The sequence below is a fragment of the Flavobacterium sp. NLM genome, from assembly GCF_002210235.1.
Taxonomy (GTDB): domain Bacteria; phylum Bacteroidota; class Bacteroidia; order Flavobacteriales; family Flavobacteriaceae; genus Flavobacterium; species Flavobacterium panici.
In genome coordinates this window covers 70,113-85,789 of record NZ_LIAC01000018.1, presented here as the reverse complement: position 1 = coordinate 85,789, position 15,677 = coordinate 70,113, and the positions used below count along the sequence as shown (strand labels likewise).

General features: G+C 33.1%; 17 protein-coding genes. 9 read left to right on the top strand and 8 right to left on the bottom strand.

Features of this window, described 5'->3' with window-relative positions:
- Positions 1-3 precede the first annotated feature (3 nt).
- Positions 4-1,074, bottom strand: coding sequence for a branched-chain amino acid aminotransferase (locus tag APR43_RS20870; RefSeq protein WP_053471797.1), 1,071 nt, complete (start codon positions 1,072-1,074; stop codon positions 4-6).
- 311 nt (positions 1,075-1,385) lie between these two features.
- Between APR43_RS20870 and mnmD the strand changes: the two genes are divergently transcribed.
- Entirely contained in the window at positions 1,386-2,051 is a 666-nt protein-coding gene (gene mnmD, locus APR43_RS20865; protein WP_053471825.1) for a tRNA (5-methylaminomethyl-2-thiouridine)(34)-methyltransferase MnmD, read from the top strand.
- Positions 2,052-2,217: 166 nt separating this feature from the next.
- Entirely contained in the window at positions 2,218-2,415 is a 198-nt protein-coding gene (locus APR43_RS24705) for a hypothetical protein (RefSeq protein ID WP_053471796.1), read from the top strand.
- A gap of 32 nt (positions 2,416-2,447) precedes the next feature.
- On the opposite strand, the gene APR43_RS20855 is transcribed toward APR43_RS24705, so the two are convergent.
- Complete coding sequence (locus tag APR43_RS20855; protein WP_053471795.1) at positions 2,448-3,389, bottom strand: LysR substrate-binding domain-containing protein; 942 nt, start codon at positions 3,387-3,389, stop codon at positions 2,448-2,450.
- 110 nt (positions 3,390-3,499) lie between these two features.
- Between APR43_RS20855 and APR43_RS20850 the strand changes: the two genes are divergently transcribed.
- The 4 genes from APR43_RS20850 to can all read left to right on the top strand — a co-directional run bounded on the left by APR43_RS20850 (position 3,500) and on the right by can (position 6,880).
- Positions 3,500-3,979, top strand: coding sequence for a Dps family protein (locus tag APR43_RS20850; RefSeq protein WP_053471794.1), 480 nt, complete (start codon positions 3,500-3,502; stop codon positions 3,977-3,979).
- Positions 3,980-4,112: 133 nt separating this feature from the next.
- A complete protein-coding gene (locus tag APR43_RS20845) occupies positions 4,113-4,391 on the top strand; it encodes a hypothetical protein (protein ID WP_235992049.1) in 279 nt (92 codons plus the stop codon).
- Positions 4,392-4,473: 82 nt separating this feature from the next.
- Positions 4,474-6,120: a SulP family inorganic anion transporter gene (locus APR43_RS20840; protein ID WP_053471792.1), complete on the top strand. Its 1,647-nt coding sequence runs from the start codon at positions 4,474-4,476 to the stop codon at positions 6,118-6,120.
- A 121-nt stretch (positions 6,121-6,241) separates the two neighbouring features.
- Positions 6,242-6,880, top strand: coding sequence for a carbonate dehydratase (gene can, locus APR43_RS20835; RefSeq protein ID WP_053471791.1), 639 nt, complete (start codon positions 6,242-6,244; stop codon positions 6,878-6,880).
- Positions 6,881-6,914: 34 nt separating this feature from the next.
- Here the strand turns inward: can and APR43_RS20830 are convergent, their stop codons facing one another.
- A complete protein-coding gene (locus APR43_RS20830; protein ID WP_053471790.1) occupies positions 6,915-8,117 on the bottom strand; it encodes an LETM1-related biofilm-associated protein in 1,203 nt (400 codons plus the stop codon).
- Positions 8,118-8,235: 118 nt separating this feature from the next.
- On the bottom strand, positions 8,236-8,763 hold the full coding sequence (locus tag APR43_RS20825) for a superoxide dismutase family protein (protein ID WP_053471789.1): 528 nt from the start codon (positions 8,761-8,763) through the stop codon (positions 8,236-8,238).
- 214 nt (positions 8,764-8,977) lie between these two features.
- On the opposite strand from APR43_RS20825, the gene APR43_RS20820 reads away from it, so the two are divergent.
- The 3 genes from APR43_RS20820 to APR43_RS20810 all read left to right on the top strand — a co-directional run bounded on the left by APR43_RS20820 (position 8,978) and on the right by APR43_RS20810 (position 10,534).
- Positions 8,978-9,406 (top strand): META domain-containing protein, encoded by a 429-nt coding sequence (locus APR43_RS20820; RefSeq protein ID WP_053471788.1) that lies wholly within the window; start codon positions 8,978-8,980, stop codon positions 9,404-9,406.
- Positions 9,407-9,435: 29 nt separating this feature from the next.
- On the top strand, positions 9,436-9,957 hold the full coding sequence (locus APR43_RS20815) for a DUF4251 domain-containing protein (RefSeq protein ID WP_053471787.1): 522 nt from the start codon (positions 9,436-9,438) through the stop codon (positions 9,955-9,957).
- Between the two features lie 91 nt (positions 9,958-10,048).
- A complete protein-coding gene (locus tag APR43_RS20810) occupies positions 10,049-10,534 on the top strand; it encodes a hypothetical protein (protein WP_053471824.1) in 486 nt (161 codons plus the stop codon).
- Between the two features lie 73 nt (positions 10,535-10,607).
- Here the strand turns inward: APR43_RS20810 and APR43_RS20805 are convergent, their stop codons facing one another.
- The 4 genes from APR43_RS20805 to APR43_RS20790 all read right to left on the bottom strand — a co-directional run bounded on the left by APR43_RS20805 (position 10,608) and on the right by APR43_RS20790 (position 15,609).
- Positions 10,608-11,702, bottom strand: a complete 1,095-nt coding sequence (locus APR43_RS20805; RefSeq protein WP_053471786.1) for a glycoside hydrolase family 18 protein — start codon at positions 11,700-11,702, stop codon at positions 10,608-10,610.
- A 470-nt stretch (positions 11,703-12,172) separates the two neighbouring features.
- Positions 12,173-13,978, bottom strand: coding sequence for an acyl-CoA dehydrogenase family protein (locus tag APR43_RS20800; RefSeq protein WP_053471785.1), 1,806 nt, complete (start codon positions 13,976-13,978; stop codon positions 12,173-12,175).
- 56 nt (positions 13,979-14,034) lie between these two features.
- Positions 14,035-14,385, bottom strand: a complete 351-nt coding sequence (locus tag APR43_RS20795; RefSeq protein ID WP_053471784.1) for a four helix bundle protein — start codon at positions 14,383-14,385, stop codon at positions 14,035-14,037.
- 42 nt (positions 14,386-14,427) lie between these two features.
- Entirely contained in the window at positions 14,428-15,609 is a 1,182-nt protein-coding gene (locus APR43_RS20790; protein ID WP_053471783.1) for a thiolase family protein, read from the bottom strand.
- Between the last annotated feature and the right edge of the window lie 68 nt (positions 15,610-15,677).

Genomic DNA, 15,677 nt, shown 5'->3' with positions numbered 1-15,677 from the left:
GGATTATTGAACTTTAACGGTCCATCCATAAGTATCTTCAGAAAGTTTATTTTGAAGACTTGTTAGTTTTTCTTTTAAGAATGAAGCGTATGAATTCTCTATTGGTGTCATTTCAAAATATTCACCTTTATATGAGAACCCTTTAATTACGCTGATAACTGCAGCAGTTCCTACTCCGAAAATTTCTTTTAAAGATCCGTTTTTAGCCGCTTCAACTAATTCTGAAACGATTACCGGACGAACTTCAACATTTAATCCTTCTTTTTCAGCCATTGCAATTAAACTTTTTCTGGTAATACCATCTAAAATTCTTTCGCTTGTTGGAGCTGTTAATAAAGTATCGTTGATTCTGAAGAAAACGTTCATTGTTCCGGCTTCTTCTAATTTTGTATGCGTTGCATCATCAGTCCAGATAACTTGTTGGAAACCTTCTTTATTTGCGAGGTTAGTTGGGTAAAACTGTGCAGCATAGTTTCCGGCAGCTTTTGCAGCACCAATTCCACCATTTGCAGCTCTACTGTAATGTTCAGCAATAATTACTTTTACTTCACCGCCATAATAAGATTTTGCAGGAGAAAGTAAAATCATGAATTTATATTCGTCAGATGGATTTGCAATAACCCCAGGGCCAGTAGCAATCATAAAAGGACGAATGTACATACTTGCACCGTTTCCTCTTTGAATCCATTCCTGGTCGATTTTTAATAATTCATTTAAACCTTCTAAAAATATATCTTCCGGAACCTCAGGCATAGCCATACGTACAGCAGAATTATTGAAACGCTTGTAGTTTTCATCAGGTCTAAACAACCAAACATCATTATTTTCATCTTTATAAGCTTTCATTCCTTCAAAAATCGCTTGTCCATAATGAAAGACTTTTGAAGAAGGATCCATTAAAATCGGTGCATAAGGCTTAATGACCGGAGTCTGCCATTGTCCGTTTTTGTAATCACATTCAAATAAATGGTCTGTAAATACAGCACCAAAGCTTAAGTTTTCAAAGTCTACAGAACTTATCTTAGACGAAGTAGCTTTTCTGATTTCAATTTTGCTTGTTTGAGTTGTACTCATAATTATGTAAAGTTTTTATCTAATTTGTATTCTTAACAGATGAAAATATAACGTAATGATCTGATGAAGAATAGGTTTTCTTAAATGCAAAATTACGGAAAAATATATAATTTACTTGGTAAAACTGCATTAATTCCTGTGTTTAACTGAGATTTATTTATCTTATAATAAACCTAAAATTTTTGCGGAGTTTTATAAGGAATTTATGAAAAAACTATCATTTTTTAAGGCTTTACGCATTTGTTTTGAGTAATTTTGACTTAGAAAATGGGATACAGATCAATAATTATCCATTGCAAAATTCGAAAATTGTGAAAAGAGAAATAATTAAAACGCTAGATGGTTCAACCACAATTCATTTAGAAGAATGGAACGAAAGTTACCATTCAAAACACGGTGCCATACAAGAAGCAAAACATGTATTTATAAAAAATGGTTTGTCCTTATTTGACAGTAATCCGGTATCAATTCTTGAAATTGGTTTTGGAACTGGTTTGAATGCTTTTATAACGTTTTTAGAATCAGAACATAAACAGCAGCAAATAGATTATGTTGGGGTAGAAGCGTATCCTGTAAATGCCGAAGAGATTTTAGGAATGAACTATGTTGCCGAACTTGAGGCATTGGAATTTGAGAACATTTTCGAAAAAATGCATAAAACGGAATGGAATGAGAAAAACGAAATTAGCAGCCAATTCTCGTTAACTAAAAGGAAACAATTTTTTGATGAAATAAACGATTTTGAAATTTTTGATTTGATTTACTTTGATGCCTTCGGATATCGCGTGCAGCCGGAGCTTTGGAGTACTGAAATTTTTCAGAAAATGTACAATAGTTTAAAGCCTAATGGAGTCCTTGTTACTTATGCAGCCCGCGGAGTTGTTAAAAGAAGCATGATTTCTGTTGGGTTTACAGTCGAAAAATTAGCAGGCCCGCCGGGAAAACGAGAAATGTTTAGAGCCTTTAAAAAGGTGTAATTTAGTTGTTTAGAATGGTTCTATATTGATTTATCTGTACTAAGAAAACGTATTCGTTGCTAAAGTTTTTAAAAAAATAAGTTAAAAAGAAACTTTATATGTGATTAATGTTTACATTTGGTGCGAGTTTAAAAATATAGATAACCCCCAAAAATCTTATTTTATTATGTCAAAAATGATGTTTGATTACACGAAATCAATACTTGAGAGAGTAAGTTTCGACCCGGTACTTTTCTGCAGAGAGTTAGAAAAAGCTATCAAAACACTGTTACCATACGAAATGGAACAATTGCAAGAATGGTTATTAAATTTCATTATTGAAAAACCAGAATTAAAACAAAGTCTACTACTGATTAAAGTATAAAAAAAAGGAGCCAATTGGCTCCTTTTTTATGCTTATTTCTTTTGCAGCGGACTAATGATTTGAACGTTCTGAAAAACAATTGCTCCTTTTACAACGCCGGCAATTGTAGATCGAATTGCGTCAATGATTTGCATTTTTAATTCACTCTTTGGGTAAATCAAACTTACCTCTCGGGCAGGTTTTGGTTCCTTAAAGTTTCGTAGTTTCAGTTTGTCGGATTCTTTTAAGTCTAAGGTGTGCAAGTACGGAAGTAACGTTGTGCCCAAACCTTCGTCGGCTAATTTTATTAAAGTTTCAAAACTACCGCTTTGAATCTGAAAATTATTTTGCTCGACGTCAGTACCATTTTTGCATAAATTTAAAATTCCGTCTCTAAAGCAATGTCCGTCTTGTAAAAGTAAAATCTCATTAATGTTTAAATCAGCCACTTCGATTTCTTCTTTTTGAAAGCTGTGATGATGCTCCGGAATGTAAGCTACAAACGGCTCAAAGTATAAAACGATTTCTTTTATTTTTTCATCTTCAAGCGGAGTTGCCGCAATTGCAGCATCAAGATGACCATTTTTTAGTTTTACAATAATTTCATCTGTATTAAGCTCTTCAATTAAAAGCTTCACCTTTGGATATTTCTTAATGAAATTATTCAAAAACATTGGTAAAAGCGTTGGCATAATCGTTGGAATAATTCCTAAACGAAATTCTCCGCCAATAAAACCTTTTTGCTGTTCGACAATATCTTTAATACGATCTGCTTCGTTTACAATATTTTTTGCCTGATTTACAATCTTTTGTCCAATATCTGTAAGCTGAATAGGTTTTTTACTTCTGTCAAAAATTAAAATATTAAGTTCTTCTTCAATTTTTTGAATCTGCATACTTAATGTGGGTTGTGTTACGAAACATTTTTCGGCCGCAAGAGTAAAGTTTTTATGCTCTGCAACTGCTAACACATATTGTAATTGAGTTATCGTCATTTTGATAGTAATTTTTGATACAAAAATAAGTAAATATAATTTTTTTTTATAATTTTTTTAATGAAGATAATTTAAATTTGTAGTAAACTTAGTTATAAAAAATGAAGATTATGAAAACAAATATTTTAGGATTGCCTGTAAAAGAGTCAGAATTGTTAGTGAAAGAATTAAATATTTTATTATCAAATTTTCAGGTATACTATCAAAATTTAAGAGGAATTCATTGGAATATTCGTGGAAAACGTTTCTTCGATTTACATGTAAAATTTGAAGAATTATATACAGATTCACAATTAAAAATAGATATGATTGCAGAAAGGGTTTTAACAATTGGCGGAACTCCATTACATACTTTTGAAGATTATATCAACAACAATAAATTGACAGTTGGAAAAAATATCTCTAACGATGAAAAAGCAGTTCAGTTAATTGTAAATTCATTATCGGATTTGTTAAAAATTGAAAGAGAAATCCTGAATAAATCTGGCGAAATTAATGATGAAGGTACAAATTCAATGATGAGTGACTTTATTGCAGAGCAGGAAAAAACAATTTGGATGATGAATGCATGGCTTGATGAATCGCTGTAATTTGTTGTTTATGAATGTATTAAAAAGCAGAATGGTCTAGTTTGATTATTCTGCTTTTATGTTTTTGTTAAAATTGTATAAAATTTTTGCCTTGTCGCTTTGATTTTATTTGTTTAACGCTATTTTTGCCACAATGAAAATATTAGCACGCATATTATTATTCATATTTATTGCCTTCTTATCGACCCCGACAATTGTTCAGGCGATTAAGAAAGGAAGTTCCTGCGTGTCTTTTAATTTTTCTGAAGAAGAGGTGCATAAAGAACTAAAATCTGTAGTGCATCCTGTAATTTTAGAACACGAAGCACCGCTTCCTGTTTACATTCAAAAGAAAACGATTGTTTCTGAAAACATCGTAAAACTAGATAATATTTCTCCGAGCATATTTGCTCCACCACCCAACCTGGCATAATACTTCCGATTATTTGAAGAACAACTGTATTTACAGCAAATGCGGCATGGTTCTAATGTATCAATTTTTTTAGTATTGTATTATGACAAAAAAAATCAATCTTTTTGCCAACCTTAAGTCTGACTTTGCTTCAGGTTTAGTGGTTTTCTTGGTGGCTCTTCCATTGTGTTTAGGTATTGCAATGGCTTCTGGAGCGCCGTTATTTTCTGGAATTATTGCAGGTGTTATTGGTGGTATTGTGGTAGGTTATTTAAGCCAGTCACATATTAGTGTTTCTGGCCCTGCGGCTGGTTTAACAGCAATTATTTTAACTGCTATTACTGATTTTGGTGCCTTTGATGTGTTTTTACTGTCTGTGTTTATTGCAGGTCTAATTCAATTGGCATTAGGATTTTTAAAAGCGGGAAGTATATCAAACTATTTTCCAACAAACGTAATTGAAGGAATGCTTGCAGGTATCGGAATCATTATTATTCTGAAACAAATTCCGCATGCATTTGGTTACGATGCTGATTTTGAAGGTGATCAGGCTTTTATTCAAAACGACGGAAGCAATTCATTTTCATTTCTTTTTGATGTCTTAAATCATATCAATTTAGGAGCAGTTGTGATTTCATTGGTTTCACTTGTAATATTAATCTCATGGGATAAAGTTCCTTTTTTAAAGAGATTAAAATTAGTTCCGGGCGCCCTTGTAGCTGTTATTCTGGGCGTTTTATTAAATGAATTTTTTATATCAACAGGAAGCTCATTGGCAATTGCAAAAGAACATTTGGTTTCTTTGCCAGTTCCAAAGTCTTTTGATGATTTTAAATCTATTATAATTACACCAAACTTTTCTGCAGTAACAAATCCGCAGGTTTGGGTTGTAGCTGTTACAATTGCCATTGTAGCTTCTATCGAAACACTTTTATGTATAGAGGCTTCAGACAGAATGGACGTTCAAAAACGTTATACTGATACTAATGTTGAACTTAGAGCGCAGGGTATTGGGAATGTTGCGAGTGCACTTTTAGGAGGTTTACCAATGACATCTGTTGTGGTGAGATCATCTGCAAACAATAATGCCGGTGCAAAATCTAAAATGTCGACTATTATTCATGGTGTACTTTTATTGATCAGTGTATTGTCGATTCCGGCAATTTTAAATAAAATTCCTTTGGCAACTTTAGCTACGGTTTTAATCTTGGTTGGATATAAATTAGCAAAACCAGCAACCTTTATGCATTTCTGGGAAAAGGGGAAATACCAGTTTGTCCCTTTTATCGCAACTTTGGTCTTTGTCGTTGCGACAAATTTGCTTAAGGGAGTTGCTTTAGGAATTATCATTAGCATCATTTTTGTTTTAAGAGGAAATTTAAAAAGAGCTTACATCTTCAAAAAAGAAGAATATGAAGATGGCGATGTCATTCATATCGATTTAGCGCAGGAAGTTTCTTTTTTAAATAAAGCCGCAATCAAACAAACATTAAGTGAAATTCCGGAAAATTCTAAAGTAATTATTAATGCGCATGATACAGAATATATTGCTCATGATGTATTAGATTTAATTCGTGAATTTAAGGAAACCCGCGCTATCGATGAAAATATCAAAGTAAAGCTAAAAGGTTTTAAAGAAGCATACGAATTAGAAAATACTCCGGATAATAACAATCACGTTACGATTGAACATTATTATGATGTTGCAAAACGAGCATTGGTTAAGAAAGAACAAAAAGAAAAATTTTAAACAAATTATATAAATAAAGATATTATTCAGGTTTGAGAAATATCAAAATTTAAATAACTTTACAAAAAAGTCTTTTTGATATGCTTAAGCATTGATAATACCAAGAAAAAACCTAAGAAAGATGAGAAAGTTCTATGAACAAATATTAGAGAACAATAAAAAATGGGTAGAAGATTCATTAGCAAAAGATCCTAATTATTTTGCTGATTTAGCAAAAGGGCAATCTCCGCCATTATTATGGATTGGATGTTCTGACAGCCGTGTTCCTGCAAACGAAATTATTGGGGCAAAACCTGGTGAAGTGTTTGTACACAGAAACATAGCTAACATGGTTGTTCACTCAGATATGAATATGTTAAGCGTACTGGATTATGCAGTAAACGTTTTAAAAGTAAAACACGTTATTGTTTGCGGACATTACGGATGTGGTGGTGTAAAAGCGGCTATGGGTAATTTATCTGTTGGAATTATCGATAACTGGATTCGTCACATTAAAGATGAATACCGTTTACATGATAAATATTTGAATTCTATTGAAGATGAAACAGAACGTTTTAATGCTTTTGTAGAAATCAATGCTAAAGAGCAAGTTTACAATTTAGCTAAAACTTCAATTGTACAATCAGCCTGGAAAAACGGTCAGGATTTGATGCTTCACGGATGGGTTTACGGTTTAAATTCTGGTTTTGTAACCGATTTGAATGTAACCATTTCTTCGAATGATGAACTTGATGATGTTTACCAATTGAGTAATCTATAAAAATAAAAAATCGCCTCAAAAGGGCGATTTTTTTTTATTCGTTTTCGTCTAGATTTTCATTGAATGCAGATGGTAACATCGTTGGAATAAACTTGATTAAAATCGGCAGTAATAAACTTCCGCCCGGAAGCAGGAATATTGTTAAGGACGGAATCGTTTTACAAATATCTAAAAGCTGTTTTTTTACTTTTTTCTTTTCTTTTGCATCTAAATCCCTTGTTGTAGAATAAGCTAATAGAACCATTAATTCTTTACTCTGAACAATTTCTTTAATTAACCTGTTTTTGTTTCTTATAATCAGTTTTACAACGCTGTGCGTCATCTGATCGTAGAAATGCTTAACCGGATTGGAGTAATTAAAGTATGGAATTTTCTTTTTATGAGTCGTAATAAAATCATGGGTTGTGTCGATGCTTGTTTTTACAAAATCATCGGCAACGCCCATCATTGAACCTAGAGAATACAAGAAATACGATTCTTCATTTTCGACAACGCCATCGCTCCACAATGCCATTCCGGCCATGTCAATTAAATAATAATGCTCTAAAGTATTTTTAAAATAATCTAATTGTAAAGTTTCCAGAGTATCTACGGTAACTTTCGAAAATTTAGAATAACGTATAGAAGCCTCAAAAAGTTTAATAAGCAAATCGTCGTGCTGCGATTTGATTGTTTTTGTTTTTAAAGCCAAACCTACGATTCCAAGAACCGTTTCTTCAATTCTTTTTAAATATTTTTCCGGAATTTGTCCGTGTTCTAAATATTGTCTAAAGGCCAAAACATCAATAAACAAAAGCGCATTAGTTACTAAATGCGAAAAGTTTTTGCTGATGATACTGTCATTAGTCTGCACTCTTTCATCAATTATACTTTCTAATGAATGAGAAGGAGTGTCTTTTGGAAGTAAGATCTTAAACAAATTAAACCCTTCCGGATTCATTTGTTTGTAGAATTTTAAAACTTCGGTAATAAAATTATTTGGTTCAGAATTTCTTTTTTCTAAACAAAAAACGTGATAAAGGGTATTTAATAAGGCAATTTTAGAAATTTCGGTTTTAAACCAGCCTTTTATCGGAATTGGAATTTGAGAATCAATTGCAATGATATGACCGTAGATAAAACCAGTTTCTCTAACTTTATAGTAAAAGGAATCTGTAGTTTCAAAAGGAATTGCCTCTGAAAACTTCTGCTCACTAAAAAACTTATCGATCCAGCCGTGTGCTGATGGGTTAATCATTGAATTATATTTATAGTTGCAAAGCTATATCTTTTTCTTGTTTTAGAGTGAATTAAAAATAAAATAACCACTAGATTTTTGTGAAATATAGTGGTTATTAGCGTTTTATTATTTTTTATTATTTAATTATCCCGGCACAGGCAACTCTTCCCCCGGCATTTCCGGTTGGCTGAGTTGTAAAATCATCTGTTCCCTGATGCACAATTAAACCTTTTCCTAACACATCTTTAGTTGCATCGCCACAGCCTACGCACCATTCGTCAGTAGTTAAGGTTATAGTTCCGTTACCTTTTTCATCAGCGGTAAAGTTTCCAATATCACCTTTATGATATTCTCCAACTCCCCATTTTCCATGTTTTTTAAAAGTTGGATTCCAGTGTCCGCCGGCAGAACTTCCGTCGGCAGCAGTACAATCTGCTTTTTCATGAATATGTATTGCATGAACTCCAGGCTGTAAACCAGAAACTTTTGCAGTAAAAGTTACTTTACCGTTTTTCTCCGTAAAAGTTGCAGTTCCGCTTACGTTACTACCACTTTTTGGTTCTAATGCTACAGTCAAAGTTTTAGCATCATTTGATTTTGTATTGGTCTTACAGCCAATGATTAAAGCTGTAATTATAGCGAATGATACGATCAGTTTTTTCATATATACGGGCATTTTAAATTAAAGATTAAGTAAATTTAACATAAAATAACGGAATAATTTGACTCTAAAAGTTAAAAAAAAGTCAAACTATACGTCGTAATTTAAGATCGATTGAGCACAAAAACAAAAAATATTGCTTAAATTCGTAATAGTTTTAACGAAAATTTTCTGAAACTAAATTTTTCTAATTCGTTCATATTTAATACTTAATGTTATGATGAAAAAGATTTTTATCCTCGTTTTAATTACTTCGATTTTATTTTCCTGTAAGTGTCAAAAAACAGATTCGGCCGCAAAACTCGACGGAACCTGGGAACTCAATTATATTACCGGACCTCGAATTACTTTTGATGGTTTATATCCGAATAAAAAACCCACTATAGCCTTCAATACAAAAGACAATCAGGTTTCTGGAAACAATAGTTGTAACTCCTATACCGGAAAATTGGTTGTAAACGGCAATAAAATTGATTTTACACAGCCAATGGCAGTTACTAAAATGATGTGCATTGACGGACAGCAAGGCGAACAAACTTATATGAGTACGCTTCAAAAAATTACATCGTATGATATTACAGATGATGGAAAAACGCTGAATTTGATTTCAGGAGATATTGCAATGATGAGATTTACGAAAAAGTAAACGACTTGTTTTACTTAAAATAATATGAGATGAAAACTAAATTATTCCTTTTATTAGTACTGTTTGGCTTTTTGAATTTTTCTGTATTTGCACAGCAAAAAAGCAAAAAAGAACTCAAAGCCGAAAAAGAATTACAAAAACAAAAAGAAACAGAAGCTTTAATTGATTCTAAAAATTTTGTTTTTGAAGCCCAAAAGGTCACACCACAAGGCGGACGGCTTATTATTTTAGATTATAATACTTATTTTTTGAAGTTTAATGCTGAAAAAACAACCTGTGATCTTCCTTTTTTTGGCCGTGGATATAATGTTGGTTACGGAAGTGACGGAGGAATTAAATTTGAAGGAATACCCGAAAATATTAAAATAGGGAAGAAGTCTAAAAATTATAGTGTGAGAGCCACCGTAAAAGGCAAAGACGATGTTTATGATTTAATATTTACTATTTTTTTTGATGGAGGAGCTTCACTTTCTGTCACCAGTAATAATAGAGGTCCAATTTCTTATGATGGAGAAATAAGCGCACCAAGAACACAAGAAACGAAAAATTAAAAAACTTTTTTTTATAATATAACTCCCATTTTTTAAATCAATATATTTTAGAATGCATAATTATTTAGAAACAAATTTAAAAATCAATACTATGAAAAAATTAAGTCTTATTTTTATTATGGCAGTTGCCGTGTTTTCATCTTATGCACAATCTTCGTTTAAAGAAGATGTAGATGTTTTACAAAGTGTTTACGGAAAATCTAAAGCCGATTTAGTAAAGCAGTATATGAATTTATCAGATGCTCAATCAGCAGCTTTTACGAAAGTGTATGATAATTATGAAACAGAACGAAAAAATCTCGGGCAGGAAAAATTTCAATTAATAAATGATTATGCACAAAACTATGCAACGCTTACAGATGCAAAGGCAGATGAATTAGCAAAAGGAACTTTAAAAAATCATCTGGCTTATGAAAAATTATTCTCTAAAACATACGGACAGGCAAAGAAAGCGGTTGGAGCAATAAATGCCGCAAAATTTATTCAGTTAGAAGTTTATTTGCAGACAATAATTAGAGCAGAAATTTTAGAATCGATTCCGTTTATTGGAGAATTAGACAAATCAAAAATCCAATAAAAATATCTTTATAAAATAAAAAACGGCAGTTATTTTTTAAATAACTGCCGTTTTTTATTTGTTTTAATGAAATTTATTTAGTCGTTTTAACTTCATAAATGGCATTAACCATTCCGTCACGGAAACTATCTAAAGTCAATTCCCAAAACATGATTCCGCCTAATTTTTTAGACTTTACATATTCTGTCTTTGCCTTAATAGATTTAATATCATCTGATGTTGCAAAAGTTTTAGTTCCTTCATTATACCAGTATGGAGCTTTTGCTTTATCATCCCAGAAATATTTCCAGCCATTTGCTTCTGTGTAAGTTGTAGCATAGTTTTTAAAGTCAGCACCTTGAAAATGCTCTCCTGCCTGATACAATCCGTTATTGATATTTTCTACATTTTTCCATTGTCTGGTATAAAATGCGCCTCCAATAATTAATTTTTCAGCAGGAACTCCAGCTTTCAATAAAAACTCAACCGCTCTGTCTGTAGATTCTTCTTTTGGATTTGTACTGTATAATGGTGTGTGATGTCCTGTAACTTTAGAATATCCATTGACTAAATCATAGCTCATGATATTGATTCGGTTTACTAATGGAGATACGGCTTTCCAATCAATCGATTCATCAAGATATTTTTGAAAACCTCCGGCAGCAAAACTCAACTCGTATTTTTTACCTAAAGTTGAACGAAGAATTTTAAGCAATTCGGTAAAATTTGGTTTGTCAACAGCTTGATATAAATGTCCAGGAAGGCCTTCAATTGCAGGATATTCCCAATCTAAATCTAAACCGTCAACTTTAAAGTAATCGCTCACTTCTTTTACTGATTTTGCGAATTTCAAACGACCATCAGCAGTAGAAAATGCATCCGAACATGGTTCGCAGCCGCCCCAGCCGCCAAGAGATAAAACGATTTTTAATTGTGGATTTTTAGCTTTTAGAGAAACTAAATGTTTTATGGTAATAGAATCTTTAGGAGAATCGACACTTAGTTTTCCATCTTTTAAATGACAAAAACTAAAGATAATTTGATCTAGTTTATTGACTTCGTACTCGTCAATTAGTTTAGAATCACCAGTATAATAAGCGATGATATCTAATTTCTTATTCTTCTGCGCAAAAATGTTTGTGGATATAAGGCAGATAAATAAAAGGGCAATTAGGCTAATTTGTTTCATTTTATGTTTTTTGAAGATTTAAAACGCTAAATATAAAACATTAGAATTTAAATTTTGCTATCAATCCTGTAACATAACCTCAATTTTAATAAAGATTTGTGAAATTGGTTGAAACCATATAAGTAATATAAGTTCATTTTAGAGTGGACAGAATTTTATTCAGTTCCAATATTCCGTAGAGACGCACAGCAGTGCGTCTAACATAACGTAGACGCACTGCTGTGCGTCTCTACAAAAAATGCCACAGATTTACAGGATTAAAATGATTAAAAAATCTGTGAAAATCCTTTAATCTGTGGCAAAACAAAAAAACATAGTTAGACGCACTGCTGTGCGTTTCTACAAAAAAACAATTTTTTTTAAATGAACTTATATAACTTATATGGTTCAAAAAAACAAAAAAAATAAACCCGCACAGTTTCGGACTTGTGCGGGTTTAAACAAATTAAAAGCTAAAAACTATTTTTGAATTAGAAGCAGTATGAATTTTCTGCAACTAATTTAGAGGCAATTGTTTCTCTTAATGCCACAACATTTGGCAGGTTGGTGTATTTTGTAAAACGTTTTAATCCCATTAACATCATACGTTGTTCGTCACCTTCAGAGAAAGAAGCGATTCCTTCTTTTCCTCTTAAGTTTACGATATCAACCGCTTTGTACAAGTATAATTTTGCCATAGCGATTTGCTCTTTTACTTTATCTTCACCTTCTCTTTTAGCTAATTTCTCAGTTCTAAGAATAGTACTTTCAGCCATGTAGATTTCGATTAAGATATCGGCAGCAGCCATCAATAATTGTTGGTGAGAATCTAAATCCGGACCATATTTTTGAACAGCGCTTCCTGCAACCATTAAGAAAACTTTTTTCAGGTTCGCAACGATTGTTTTTTCTTCTGCGAATAATTCAGAGAAATCCGGAGTATCAAAAGATGGAATTCCCATTAATTCTTCCTGAACTTTCATTGCTGGTCCAAGTAAATCAACGTGACCTTTCATTGCTTTTTTAATCAACATACCTACAGAAAGCATTCTGTTGATTTCGTTTGTTCCTTCGTAGATTCTAGCAATACGAGCATCTCTCCAGGCACTTTCCATTGGAGTATCTTCAGAGAATCCCATTCCACCAAAAACCTGAATACCTTCGTCAGAACAGTTTTGAACGTCTTCAGAAACCGCTACTTTCAAGATAGAACATTCGATAGCATATTCTTCAACGCCTTTCAATTCAGCTTCCTGATGACTTGTTCCTTCTGCTTCACGAGCAGCGATTCTGTCTTCGATGTCTTTTGCAGCACGGTAAGAAGCACTTTCTCCAGCGTAAGCGCTAGTTGCCATTTCAGCTAATTTAGAACGGATAGCTCCAAATGATGAAATAGAAGTATTGAACTGAATTCTTTCGTTAGCATATTTTACAGCTCCTGTAGTAACTCTTCTTTGAGCATCAAGACATGCAGCAGCCAATTTAATACGACCAACATTTAAAGCATTCATTGCAATTTTGAAACCGTTTCCTCTTTCAGATAACATGTTTTCAACCGGAACTTTTGTGTCGTTGAAGAAAACCTGACGAGTAGAAGAAGCACGGATTCCTAATTTATGCTCTTCTTCATTCATAGAAATTCCGTTTGAAGGATCGTTTTCTACGATGAAACCTGTAATATTTTTATCATCACCAATACGGGCAAAAACGATGAATACGCTGCAGAAACCTGCATTCGAAATCCACATTTTTTGACCTGTAATTAAATAATGAGTTCCGTCTTCAGATAAAACCGCTTTAGTTTTTCCTGAGTTAGCATCAGATCCTGCGCCTGGTTCAGTTAAGCAATAAGCTCCAAACCATTCTCCAGAAGCCAATTTAGGAACGTATTTTTTCTTTTGTTCTTCGGTACCGTAAAGTGTAATTGGCATAGTTCCAATTCCTGTGTGAGCACCAAAAGCAGTTGAGAAAGAACCAGTTGCTCCAGAAATGTAGTCACAAACTAACATTGTAGAAACAAATCCCATTCCTAATCCGCCGTATTCTTCCGGAACTGCAACTCCTAAAAGTCCAAGTTCACCAGCTTTACGCATAGATGATTCTGTATAAGCGTAATCTTTTTTCTCAAAACGATCTTTATGTGCCCATAATTCTTTGTCAACGAACTCTTTTACAGAGTCACGCATCATTAACTGCTCTTCAGAGAAATCTTCTGGTGTAAAGATATCTTCGCTCTTTGTTTCTTTAACTAAAAACTGACCACCACGGGTTACGTTTTTTTCGATTGTATCTGCCATTTTTTATTTTTTTAGAGAAAAGAAAATAGAATATAGAAAATAGATTTTGACTGGACTTACTTTAATCCGTTTTGAAAACCCATTGTCATTCTTTGAAATTCTTCTATTTTAATTTCTAATTGGTTAAATTGTTTTTCGTTTATATACTTTCTATGTGTAGCAATCAATAATTGCGTAATCAGTTCAAATGAAGAACCTAGAGAAATGTCTAAAAAATGACTGAAAGATTTATCAGTTCTTGAAGAACCTTCAGCAATATTACTAGGCATCGAAACAGAACATCTGCTTATTTGAGAACTTAGATCATATCTTTCATGTTTTGGAAACTCTACTAATAAATCTGAAATTTCATTAGCAATCGAGATTCCAATCTGCCAGATCTTCAAGTTCTTATAATTATGTCGCATTCTAAAAATCTATATTCTATTCTCTATATTCTATTTTCTTCTTTATAATACCTCGTAAACCCCCGCAGAACCTTGCCCAGTTCCCACACACATCGAAACGATTCCGTATTTGTTACCTCTGCGTTTCATTTCATCAAATAACTGAACAGAAAGTTTAGCTCCCGTACATCCTAGAGGGTGTCCTAAAGAAATTGCTCCACCGTTTACGTTTACGATTTCTGGGTTTATATTTAATTCACGAGTAACTGCTAAAGCTTGTGAAGCAAAAGCCTCGTTTAATTCGATTAACTCAATATCGTTTAATGTTAATCCCGCTTGTTTCAACGCTTTCGGAATTGCTTTTACAGGACCAATACCCATAATTCTTGGCTCAACACCAGAAGAAGCAAAGTTTACCAAACGTGCAATTGGCTCAAGGTTTAATTCTTTTACCATATCTTCGCTCATGATTAAAACAAAAGCTGCACCGTCACTCATTTGAGAAGAGTTACCAGCAGTTACACTTCCGTCAGCGGCAAAAACTGGTTTTAAGCCTGCTAAAGCTTCTTTAGAAGTTCCTGCTCTTGGACCTTCGTCTTTATTTACAACGTATGATTTTGTTTCTTTTTTACCATTTTCGTTGATGAAAGTCTGCTCAACAGTAATTGGAACGATTTGTTTGTCAAATTTTCCTTCTGCCTGTGCTTTCAAGGCTTTCATGTGAGAGTTGTAAGCAAACTCATCCTGATCTTCTCTTGAGATTTTGTATTGGTTAGCCACCGCTTCAGCAGTTAAACCCATTCCCCAATAGTAATCTTCGTGACCTGCAGCAGCAACTTTATAATCCGGAGTTGGTTTGTAACCTCCCATTGGAATAAAACTCATACTTTCTGCGCCACCGGCAATGATACAATCTGCCATTCCTGATTGGATTTTAGCAGTCGCCATTCCGATAGTTTCTAATCCAGAAGCGCAATAACGGTTAACTGTTACACCAGGAACATCTTCCACTTTTAGTCCCATTAAAGAGATCAAACGTCCAACGTTTAAACCTTGTTCTGCTTCCGGCATGGCATTTCCTACCATAACGTCATCGATACGTTTTTTGTCAAAATCAGGCAGTTCGTCCATCATAAACTGAATGGTTTCTGCAGCTAATTCATCAGGTCTTTTAAATCTAAAAACACCTTTTGGAGCTTTTCCAACTGCTGTTCTATATGCTTTTACTATATATGCTGTTTTCATTTGTTTTTGTTTTTTAAGAGTATAGAAGATAGAGTATAGAAAATAGACTTTACAAAGTCTCAAATCTA